Source organism: Sphingopyxis sp., from assembly GCF_036402335.1.
GTDB lineage: Bacteria > Pseudomonadota > Alphaproteobacteria > Sphingomonadales > Sphingomonadaceae > Sphingopyxis.
Map to the genome: position 1 here is coordinate 1 of NZ_DASWTD010000119.1, position 8,958 is coordinate 8,958.

At 65.0% G+C, this 8,958-nt stretch carries 13 protein-coding genes; 6 read left to right on the forward strand and 7 right to left on the reverse strand.

Annotated elements, in window-relative coordinates:
• Both VGD20_RS03465 and VGD20_RS03470 read right to left on the reverse strand, forming a co-directional pair.
• Window positions 1-396, reverse strand: a 396-nt coding sequence (locus VGD20_RS03465; RefSeq protein WP_331133114.1) for an ABC transporter ATP-binding protein, incomplete at its 3' end; no start/stop codon positions are given.
• Window positions 393-818, reverse strand: coding sequence for a metallopeptidase family protein (locus tag VGD20_RS03470; RefSeq protein WP_331133115.1), 426 nt, complete (start codon window positions 816-818; stop codon window positions 393-395). The genes VGD20_RS03470 and VGD20_RS03465, both read right to left, overlap by 4 nt.
• A 51-nt stretch (window positions 819-869) precedes the next feature.
• Here VGD20_RS03470 and VGD20_RS03475 point away from each other — a divergent pair, with 51 nt between their 5' ends.
• The 3 genes from VGD20_RS03475 to VGD20_RS03485 all read left to right on the forward strand — a co-directional run bounded on the left by VGD20_RS03475 (window position 870) and on the right by VGD20_RS03485 (window position 3,276).
• A complete protein-coding gene (locus tag VGD20_RS03475; protein ID WP_331133116.1) occupies window positions 870-1,157 on the forward strand; it encodes a 4a-hydroxytetrahydrobiopterin dehydratase in 288 nt (95 codons plus the stop codon).
• 4 nt (window positions 1,158-1,161) lie between these two features.
• Window positions 1,162-1,803: a YoaK family protein gene (locus tag VGD20_RS03480; protein ID WP_331133117.1), complete on the forward strand. Its 642-nt coding sequence runs from the start codon at window positions 1,162-1,164 to the stop codon at window positions 1,801-1,803.
• A gap of 72 nt (window positions 1,804-1,875) precedes the next feature.
• Window positions 1,876-3,276 carry an amino acid permease gene (locus VGD20_RS03485; RefSeq protein ID WP_331133118.1) on the forward strand — a complete coding sequence of 467 codons (1,401 nt, stop codon included), beginning with the start codon at window positions 1,876-1,878 and terminating at the stop codon, window positions 3,274-3,276.
• Here VGD20_RS03485 and VGD20_RS03490 read toward each other — a convergent pair whose 3' ends face one another.
• The 4 genes from VGD20_RS03490 to VGD20_RS03505 all read right to left on the reverse strand — a co-directional run bounded on the left by VGD20_RS03490 (window position 3,277) and on the right by VGD20_RS03505 (window position 5,147).
• Complete coding sequence (locus tag VGD20_RS03490; RefSeq protein WP_331133119.1) at window positions 3,277-3,576, reverse strand: zf-TFIIB domain-containing protein; 300 nt, start codon at window positions 3,574-3,576, stop codon at window positions 3,277-3,279.
• A gap of 64 nt (window positions 3,577-3,640) precedes the next feature.
• Window positions 3,641-3,967, reverse strand: a complete 327-nt coding sequence (locus tag VGD20_RS03495) for a DUF2218 domain-containing protein (protein ID WP_331133120.1) — start codon at window positions 3,965-3,967, stop codon at window positions 3,641-3,643.
• On the reverse strand, window positions 3,964-4,563 hold the full coding sequence (locus VGD20_RS03500; RefSeq protein ID WP_414714537.1) for a PadR family transcriptional regulator: 600 nt from the start codon (window positions 4,561-4,563) through the stop codon (window positions 3,964-3,966). The genes VGD20_RS03495 and VGD20_RS03500 overlap by 4 nt, the downstream gene beginning before the upstream one ends.
• Window positions 4,564-4,706: 143 nt before the next feature.
• Window positions 4,707-5,147 (reverse strand): acetyltransferase, encoded by a 441-nt coding sequence (locus VGD20_RS03505; protein ID WP_331133121.1) that lies wholly within the window; start codon window positions 5,145-5,147, stop codon window positions 4,707-4,709.
• 359 nt (window positions 5,148-5,506) lie between these two features.
• Between VGD20_RS03505 and rplJ the strand changes: the two genes are divergently transcribed.
• A complete protein-coding gene (gene rplJ, locus VGD20_RS03510; protein ID WP_166941561.1) occupies window positions 5,507-6,022 on the forward strand; it encodes a 50S ribosomal protein L10 in 516 nt (171 codons plus the stop codon).
• Window positions 6,023-6,081: 59 nt separating this feature from the next.
• Window positions 6,082-6,453, forward strand: a complete 372-nt coding sequence (gene rplL / locus VGD20_RS03515) for a 50S ribosomal protein L7/L12 (RefSeq protein ID WP_331133122.1) — start codon at window positions 6,082-6,084, stop codon at window positions 6,451-6,453.
• Between the two features lie 108 nt (window positions 6,454-6,561).
• Here rplL and VGD20_RS03520 read toward each other — a convergent pair whose 3' ends face one another.
• Window positions 6,562-7,548: an LPXTG cell wall anchor domain-containing protein gene (locus VGD20_RS03520; protein WP_331133123.1), complete on the reverse strand. Its 987-nt coding sequence runs from the start codon at window positions 7,546-7,548 to the stop codon at window positions 6,562-6,564.
• 318 nt (window positions 7,549-7,866) lie between these two features.
• Between VGD20_RS03520 and VGD20_RS03525 the strand changes: the two genes are divergently transcribed.
• On the forward strand, window positions 7,867-8,895 hold the full coding sequence (locus VGD20_RS03525; RefSeq protein ID WP_331133124.1) for a phosphoribosylglycinamide synthetase: 1,029 nt from the start codon (window positions 7,867-7,869) through the stop codon (window positions 8,893-8,895).
• Window positions 8,896-8,958 lie beyond the last annotated feature (63 nt).

Genomic DNA, 8,958 nt, shown 5'->3' on the forward strand with positions numbered 1-8,958 from the left:
ATGCCCGACCGCGTCACCCTGTATCGCGTCCCCATCCTCGTCGAGTGGATCGAGACCGGCGAGCGGCGCGAGCGCCATTTCGTCCATCGCGCGGTCGACCGCATGGCCGTCGACTGTATCAACCCGCGCCCAGAAATCGAGTGCGCGGCGGAGCGGCAATTCGGCGTCGAGCGCGGAAGCCTCGTCAATCAACGCGATACGCTCATGGCGTTCGACCGTTCCCGCGGCGGGCCGCAACAATCCCGCGGCGAGGCGGATCAAACTCGACTTGCCCGCGCCGTTGGGCCCGCGCAGCCAGAGCGCGTCGCCGCGTTTCAGCGCCAATGTCAGACCCTCGAACAGCAACCGATCGCCGCGAATGCACGCCGCGTTGTCCAGCCGCAGCAACTTCGTCACGCCATATCTTCCAGCGCGTGCATGTCGTCGTCCGAAAAACCGAAATGATGGCCGATTTCGTGGATCAGCACATGCCGGACCAGCGTGTCGAGCCGCTCGCCGGTCTCGATCCACTCGACGAGGATGGGGACGCGATACAGGGTGACGCGGTCGGGCATGCCGCCGCTTTCGCCGATGCTGCGTTCGGTCAGCGGGCGGCCTTCGTACAAGCCGGTAAGGTCATAGGGATGCTCGATGTCGAGCGAGGCCAGTACCTCGTCGTCGGCAAACTCCTCGATCGAAATCACCACACCCGCGATATGCGGCGCAAACACGGCGGGCATGGTTTCGAGCGCGGCCTCGGCCATTGCGAACAGCGCATCGGCATCGGGCGCGCCGCCGGTCCAGCCGGCGGGAAGGGAAAGGGCACTCTTGTCGCTCATCGCGCCCTTCCTTATGGCGGCGACACGATATTGACCAGCGGGAGAAAGAAGATGGTCCGGAAACTCGACGAAGATGCCCGCGCCGCGCTGCTCGCCCGCTTTCCCGAATGGACTCACGAACCGACACGCGACGCCATCACCCGCCGGTTCAAATTCGACGATTTCGCGCAGGCCTTCGGTTTCATGGCGAGCGTCGCGATCATCGCCGAAAAAATGGACCATCATCCCGAATGGTCGAACGTCTACAACCGCGTCGATATCCTGCTGACGACGCATGACGCCGACGGATTGTCGGAACGCGATGCGAAACTTGCCGAAGCAATCGAGGCGCTGGTCTGACGCGATGATCCGCTTCGACCGACAGGTTCAGATGCTGGCGGTCGGTACGGCAGTGCTCGCGGGATTTGTCGATGCGATCGGCTTCGTCGAATCGGCGGGCTTTTTCGTATCCTTCATGACGGGCAACTCGACACGTCTGGCGGTGGGACTGGCCGATTGGCAGCGTGCCGCGCTCGTCGCGGGCGTCATCATTGCGGTTTTCGTCACGGGCGTCGTCGCGGGATCGCTCGTCGGCGCGCGCGCCGGAGTGCGGCGGGCACCAGCGGTGCTGCTATGCGTCGCGATCTTGCTGGGAATTGCGACGCTATTGCGGCTGCAAACCGATGGCTGGAGCGCGATCCTGTGCCTTGCCTTTGCAATGGGGGCCGTCAACGCGGCGATCGAGGGGCGCGACGGATCGGTTGTCGGCGTCACCTACATGACCGGGACGCTCGTCCAGATGGGACAGAAAATCGCCAATGCGCTGCGCGGCGAGGGCGATCGCCGGTGGCTGCACCATTTCGGCCTGTGGGCGGGGCTGGCGGGCGGTGCCGTGCTCGGCGCGCGGGCCGTGATGTGGTCGCCGCCGCTCGCCTATATGTCCGCGGTGGTGTTCGCAGCGACGCTCGCTTTGCGTGCGGGCTGGATCGTTCGCGGGTCGCGATAAGCCCGAGCTTGCCTTCGGGCGTCTTCCGTTCCAAAGGTCGGTAATAAAGTAACAACGAGGGGAGCCCGCCGCATGACCGATAGCCTGTTTCGCCGCAAACCGATCGTTCCGGAACGGCGGGAGGGCGAGCAGGCACTCGCGCGGACGCTCGGCTGGCCGCATCTGATTGCGCTGGGTGTCGGCGCGATCGTCGGGACCGGCATCCTCACGCTGATCGGGGTCGGTGCCGACAAGGCGGGACCTGCAGTTATCCTGTCGTTCGGCATCGCGGGCCTGATCTGCGCCTGCGCGGCGCTTGCCTATGCCGAAATGGCGACGATGATCCCGGCTTCGGGCAGCGCTTACACCTACAGCTATGTCGTGATCGGCGAACTGCTCGCGTGGGTTGTGGGGTGGAGCCTGATCCTCGAATATTCGCTGGTCGTCAGCGCGGTCGCGGTCGGCTGGTCGGGCTATGCCGCACCGTTGCTGGAGGCATGGGCGGGCGCTCCGATGGCGTTGATGCAGGGGCCGGAACTGGGCGGCATCGTCAACCTGCCGGCGATTGCGATCATCGCTGTCGTCGCGGGGCTGCTCCTCGTCGGGACGCGCGAAAGCGCGACGCTCAATGCGATCCTCGTGCTGGTGAAGGTGGTCGCGCTTGTCGTGTTCGTCGCGGTCGCGCTTCCCGCTTTCAACGCCGCCAATCTCGAACCGTTCAGCCCCTATGGCTTTGCCAAGCATATGGGCCCCGACGGGGTCGAGCGCGGCGTCATGGCCGCGGCGGCGATCATTTTCTTCGCTTTTTACGGCTTCGATGCGATTGCGACCGCTGCCGAGGAAACGCGCAATCCCGACCGCGACCTGAAGATCGGGATCGTCGGGTCGATGTTCGCCTGCGTCGCCATCTATATCGCGGTCGCGGTCGCGGCGGTCGGCGCCATCGCCTACAGCCGCTTCGCCAACAGCCCCGAGCCGCTGGCGCTGATCCTGCGCGAACTCGGCAGCCCGCTCGCGGCGCAATATCTGGCGGTGTCGGCGATCATCGCGCTGCCGACCGTCATTCTCGCCTTCTTCTATGGGCAGAGCCGCATCTTCTTCACCATGGCGCGCGACGGATTGCTGCCCGCGAGCCTCGCCAGGCTGTCGTCGCGCGGGACTCCGGTGCGCATCACGATCTTCACGGCCGTCGTTGTGGCGGTTCTTGCAGGCTTCATCCCGCTGGGCGAACTGGCGGCGCTCGCCAACGCCGGGACGCTTGCGGCTTTCACCGCGGTTTCGGTCTGCATGCTCATCATGCGCCGCCGCGCGCCCGACGCGCCGCGCACCTTCCGCGCGCCGATGCCATGGGTCGTCGGCGGCATCGCGGTGCTCGGCTGCATCTATCTGTTCTTCAGCCTGCCGGCGCAGACCCAGCTCTGGTTCTTCGTCTGGAATGTCGGCGGGCTGGGCGTCTATTTCCTTTACGCCCGCCGACACGCCATCGTCGGCTGATCAGTCGAAAAGTTCGCTCAGGAAGCTCTTCTTGTAGTTCTTCTTGTATGGCTTGCCGCCGTAGTGGCGGTCGTCATAGCCGCGCTCGCGATATTCGGGCTGCGGCGGGGGCGGGGGAGCTGGCGCGCGCGGCGCGGGTGCGCTCGCCGCCTCGCTGCGTTCGATGATCTTATCGAGTTCGCCGCGATCGAGCCATACCCCGCGGCATTGCGGGCAATAGTCGATCTCGATTCCCTGTCGCTCGGACATCGTCAGATTCACGCGGCAGGTCGGGCAAAGCAGCCCTTGGGCATCGGTCACGGATAATCCTTTCCTTTGGGAGTCATTCGCAACACCCAACGCGGCCTCCGCGCCGGGCGTTCCGTCAACTGGATACCGGCTGCCAGTCGAAGGGCAAGGGGGCCTCGCGAAAGGCAAAGCGGTCGAGGTGGCGTGCGACGACGCCCTTCATCGCCTCGAGATGCTCGTCGCCGCTGGCATCGATGCGGACCGACAGGGTGTCGGGTCCGGCATCGAAGGTCACGAGCGCGTCGGCGGGACACTCGGCACCGCGCGCATCCCGGGGGAAGGTCACGGTGCCGTGGTCGGGGGTGAATTCGACCGCGAGATTATGCTGCCAGTGCTTGCAGAGCTGCTGCAGATATTTGCTCGCGTGTGCGGTCGGCACGGCGGCGATCGCGGCGGCGCTCATCCGAGGCGCTCGATCTTCTGCGCGGCCTCGTCGATCAGCGCGACGATATCGTGCAGCGTCGCTTCGTCGAGGTCGCGGTCGCCGAGCCGGTTCATCAGCACCGCCTTCAGATTGCCCATCGCACGGCGGACCGACGCGCTGTCGGTGCGCTGCTGCTCCTCGCCGACGTCGGTCAGGCGGGCGATCAGGCGTTCGACGCCATCCTTGTTCGCGTCGAGTTCGGCCTGACCGGCTGCGGTGATCGCGAAGAGTTTCTTCGCGCCTTCGCTGTCGGTCGCCGCGATCAGTCCCATGTCGTCCAGAAGGGTGAGGGTGGGGTAAATGACGCCGGGGCTCGGCGCATAGGCGCCGCCGGTCAGTTCCTCGATCTGGCGGATCAGGTCATAGCCGTGGCGCGGTTCGTCGGCGATCAGCTTCAGCAGCACGAGCCGCAGCTCGCCGCTATCGAACATCCGCCGGCGCCGTCCGCGGCCTTCGTCGTCGTCGCGAAAGCGTCCGCCGAAACCGCGGCCACCAAAGCCGTGGCCGCCGCGTCCGCCACGGTGCATTCCGTGGCGCATCGCTTCGCGCCCGAATTCGCGCATCGCGCGGCGCATGGCATGGCGTTCGTCACATCCATGCCGGTTCATTCCATGTCGCATCATAAACTCCTTCATGCGATTTGATGTGTCTAAGATATATCTTAATATATTTTACGCAAGAGGGAGCGGCAATTTTTCGCCACAGTCACGGGTGAGGATCAGTTTCGCGGCGAAAAGTGAAGGTGGATCAAGGGGTAAGCGCGACCCTGTCCATCGCGCTCCGATCGGCCCGTGGGGACGAAACCCAGATGCCGGTAGAAGCCGACGGCCTGATCATTCTGCTCGTTCACCTCGGTCGAGATCGCGCCGTGCAATTCGACGGCATGATCGACCAGCGCTTTGCCGACGCCTTTACCACGCCAGGACGGATCGATGAACAGCGCTTCCATGCTGTTGCCGTCGAGCAGCATGAAGGCGACCGGCCGGTCATTCTCATCGACCGCGAGCCACAGTGGCGCGGCCGGCAGGAAGCCCCGGACCTCGTCCTCGATCGCCACCCGGTCTTCGGGCGTCAGGAAGTCATGCGTGGCATCGACCGCGTCGCGCCAGATTTCGACGGCGCGCGCGCCGTCGGCGGGGGTGGAGGCTCTGATCTTCATGTCCGCGTCCTAGAACCATGCGGCCCGCGCGCCAACCGTGCTTTTCCGCCGGTCGCCCTTGACTCGCGCGCCCGTATCGCTATTGGAGCGCCCGTGTCGTCCGGGCTCCGGCCTTGGCGATTCCGTCCGAGACAGTTGGTGAAGGGGATTTGCCCTTCTTAATTTCCAGCCGAGACGGGGAACAGTCTTTTTCGGTCGCCCGCCTGCATTCAGGCGACGCGTCTTGACCGACCCCATCGGACATCGTTGCGCGAATGCAGGCGAGCCTTGGCTCGCGTCTGCCTTTGCGTGTGTTAGCCGCCCGGCGGCGCCACGCGTTTCGGCGCGGGCGAATCCGGGCAGATGAGTGGAGTATAGGCATGGATCGTACGGAAAAGGCCGAAGCCGTATCCTCGCTGAACGCTACGCTGGGATCAGCTGCTGCTGTTGTGGTCGTCCGCAACCTCGGCATGACCGTCGCTCAGTCGACGGTGCTGCGCCAGCAGATGCGCGACGCAGGGGCCGACTTTCGCGTCACGAAGAACCGTCTTGCCAAAATCGCGCTCGATGGCACGTCCTACACCGGTATCGGCGAACTGCTGACCGGTCCCACGGCCCTCGCAACCTCGACCGATCCGGTCTCGGCTGCGAAGATCGCCGTGGAATTTGCCAAGACCAACGACAAGCTTGAAATCGTTGGCGGCGGCATGGGCGACGTGGTCCTCGACGTGAATGGCGTCAAAGCGCTGGCTTCGCTTCCCTCGCTCGACGAGCTTCGCGCCAAGATCATCGGTCTGGTGCAGGCTCCGGCCACCAAGGTTGCGCAGATTGCCGCAGCCCCGGCAGGCCAGCTGGCGCGGGTTTTTGGCGCATATGCCGCCAAAGAAGCAGCGTAATTTCGAACTAACCCTTGAAACATACTACCGGGATATCCCGGTTCTGATGGAGAATGAACATGGCTGATCTTGCAAAGATCGTTGAAGAACTGTCGACCCTGACCGTCCTCGAAGCGGCTGACCTGTCGAAGATGCTCGAAGAAAAGTGGGGCGTTTCGGCTGCTGCTGCTGTTGCTGCCGCTCCGGCTGCTGCCGCTGCTGGCCCGGCTGCTGAAGAGCAGACCGAATTCGACGTCATCCTGACGGGTGACGGCGGCAACAAGATCAACGTCATCAAGGAAGTCCGCGCGATCACCGGCCTGGGCCTGGGCGAAGCCAAGGCGCTCGTCGAAAGCGCGCCGAAGGCCGTCAAGGAAGGCGCCAGCAAGGCTGAAGCTGAAGAGCTGAAGGCCAAGCTGATCGCTGCCGGCGCGACCGTCGAACTGAAGTAATTTCGGTTCGGTGATCCGGCCGGTCCGTCCGGCCGGGTTCCAGCAAAAAGAAAAGGGGCGGTGCTGTGAGGCACCGCCCCTTTTTCATGCGGTGAGAAGCGTCACCGGCTAGCTTTTGGAATATCCCGGACGGAAGGTCGGGGAGGTGCGGGTGCGCGTGGGTTCAGGACGGCTTACCACCTGTTCCTGCGTCGCCGGGGCCGGGCGCTGGGCGATTTCCCAGGCGCTGACCGGCTTGCGCGTCATATCCTTCTGCGCGCCGAGCGTTTCGTCATATGCGACGCGTTCCTGACGATCGAGGAAGCGTGCGCGCTTGAGGCGCTTGTTGAGCGTTGCGAATGGATTGTCGGGCGTGGGGCCCGCCATGGCCATCGCTTCGTGACGGCCCATGCTGCCACTCGGCGCAGCGGCAAAGGCGGGAACCGTCCGCGGAGCGGCCTGCTCGCGCGGCATATAGGCGGGGGTTACCCACTGCTGTCCTGCGGTCGCGGGTTCGGCGGCAGGTGCGGGCGCATATTCATAAGCCGGCTCTTCCTCGCCGACATCGCGGCGGCGGCGAGCGAAGGCAAGACCGGCGCCGCCGACGATCAACAGCGCCGCAGCGCCTCCGGCAAGTTCCCAAGGGAAGTCATTTCCGCCTGTGTTTGCCTTTTCGGCCGGGAGCGGTGCCGCTTCGGCGACAGGCTCGACCGCTACCGTCGCCGGCGTGGCGATCGGAGCCGCTTCATCAAGGAGCGGGGCTTCGGCAACAGGGGGTGTCGCCGGCGCGGCCGCAACTCGTGCAGCGGCAACAGGCCGTGCACGCTGGGCCGATTGTTCAGCGCGCGGAGCGGGCGTCACGGCACGCGGGGCGGCTTTCGGCTCGGCGACCGTTTCTGCCGGAGCGATATCCAGCGGCACGCGAATGATGGGCTTCGGAGCGACCGGCTGCGCCGCCTGCGGGACTGCGACCGGTGCGGTCGCCGTCGGCTCGGGTACCGCCGGCGGGGTTTGTGGAACCGGGGCGGCGACCGGCGGGGTCATCGTGACGGTCGGGGTTTCCTGCGCAAAAGCGGCGGGGGTGGACAGGGCCAGGAACGCGGCAATCGCGCTCATGGCGGGGCGGGAGAGGGCGATATTTCTTGTCATAGTGACAGTCGAACGAACCACCCGCGAAAAGTGCTGCTCTGACGAACCGGTTTCCACGATGAGCCGTGCGCGCCGAACGGTGCGGCGAAGATTATGATGCCACTGGTCGCGCCCGGCGTTCGGTTTTGCGATCAGGCGAATGACGCTCGCTCGCGTCTTGGGCGCGCGAAAAAGACCGGCTTTCTGCGGCGGCGCCGACCATGATGACAGGGGTTTTGCGTTTTGGTGTCACCGGCGTCACCGATTCGTCATTCCTGCGCAACCTTGGTGTGGTCAATGCCGCGCATGAAAACGACCGATCTTCTGCCGACCCGGCTGCCCGATCATCTGCGCGAAACGCAGCGGCTGCTCTTCATCGCCAAGCATGCGCGCTGGACTGGCGGGCTCCACGCCGACGACGGCAATCACGCGCTCTATCATCGCGAAATGCGGGAGACGCTGGAGGGACTGGGAATCGAATTGCTGATCGCGGATAGTTACGCCGCTCTGTTCGACAGGCCCGCCGCCGACTTTGTCTTCCCGCTGCTCAATCGCGGCGGCTTCTTCAATTCGGAAATGCTGCTGCCCTTGCTCTGCAACCAGCACGGCCTGCCCTATCTCGGCGCGTCGCCGATCGTGCGCGGGCTATCCGACGACAAGCATCTGACCAAGCTGGAAGCAGCCGCGCGCAGCGTGCCGACGGCGCCATGGGCGCTGTTCCGGCGCGGCGCACCGATCGACGTCTCGCGCTGTCCGCCAGCGCGGCGCTGGGTGATCAAGCCGAACAACAGCTCGGCGTCATGGGGCGTCCGCGATGCGCACGACCGTATCGAACTCGGCCGGTCGATCGCCGAAATCCACGCGCTCGATCATGACGCGCTCGTCGAGCCCTTTATCGACGGCAGCGATATCGAGGTGCCCGTGATCACGCTGGGCGGTGAGCCCGCGATGCTGCCGATGATGATTTTCGAACAGGCCGATCCGACCCAGCTTCGCACCTATCAGGAAAAGCGCGATCTGGTGGGTCATGTCGGATATTGCATCAAGCGCTTCGATGACCCGCTCATCTCCGGCCGGATCGCCGAATATACAAGGCGAATGGCCGATGTTTTCCGGCCGTTCGACTATGGCCGCTTCGAGTTTCGCGTCGATCACGCGACCGGCGAGGTCCGGCTGCTCGAGGTCAATCTCAACTGCAACCTGTGGTCCGAAAAGCTGTTCTCGCGTTCGGCCGTTGCGGCCGGCTTCACGCACGAGACGCTGATCGAAACGATTGTCGCTGAAAGCATGATCCGCCAGATCGCGCCTGCGGCGGTGCGCCGGGACGCCGCGTGAGCGGATCGATCCTGATTCTCGCCGGCCGCCGTCCCGGCGCGGTCGATGCCCTGGCCGCGGCGC

Bases quoted from the DNA above. Each gene is read 5' to 3' on its own strand.
- VGD20_RS03500 (WP_414714537.1), bottom strand. From the start codon at position 4,563: ATGCGCCGCGCGATGCGCGAATTCGGGCGCGAAGCGATGCGCCACGGA.
- VGD20_RS03475 (WP_331133116.1), top strand. From the start codon at position 870: ATGGTCCGGAAACTCGACGAAGATGCCCGCGCCGCGCTGCTCGCCCGC.
- VGD20_RS03525 (WP_331133124.1), top strand. From the start codon at position 7,867: ATGAAAACGACCGATCTTCTGCCGACCCGGCTGCCCGATCATCTGCGC.
- VGD20_RS03520 (WP_331133123.1), bottom strand. From the start codon at position 7,548: ATGAGCGCGATTGCCGCGTTCCTGGCCCTGTCCACCCCCGCCGCTTTT.
- VGD20_RS03485 (WP_331133118.1), top strand. From the start codon at position 1,876: ATGACCGATAGCCTGTTTCGCCGCAAACCGATCGTTCCGGAACGGCGG.
- VGD20_RS03480 (WP_331133117.1), top strand. From the start codon at position 1,162: ATGATCCGCTTCGACCGACAGGTTCAGATGCTGGCGGTCGGTACGGCA.
- VGD20_RS03495 (WP_331133120.1), bottom strand. From the start codon at position 3,967: ATGAGCGCCGCCGCGATCGCCGCCGTGCCGACCGCACACGCGAGCAAA.
- rplL (WP_331133122.1), top strand. From the start codon at position 6,082: ATGGCTGATCTTGCAAAGATCGTTGAAGAACTGTCGACCCTGACCGTC.
- VGD20_RS03505 (WP_331133121.1), bottom strand. From the start codon at position 5,147: ATGAAGATCAGAGCCTCCACCCCCGCCGACGGCGCGCGCGCCGTCGAA.
- VGD20_RS03470 (WP_331133115.1), bottom strand. From the start codon at position 818: ATGAGCGACAAGAGTGCCCTTTCCCTTCCCGCCGGCTGGACCGGCGGC.
- rplJ (WP_166941561.1), top strand. From the start codon at position 5,507: ATGGATCGTACGGAAAAGGCCGAAGCCGTATCCTCGCTGAACGCTACG.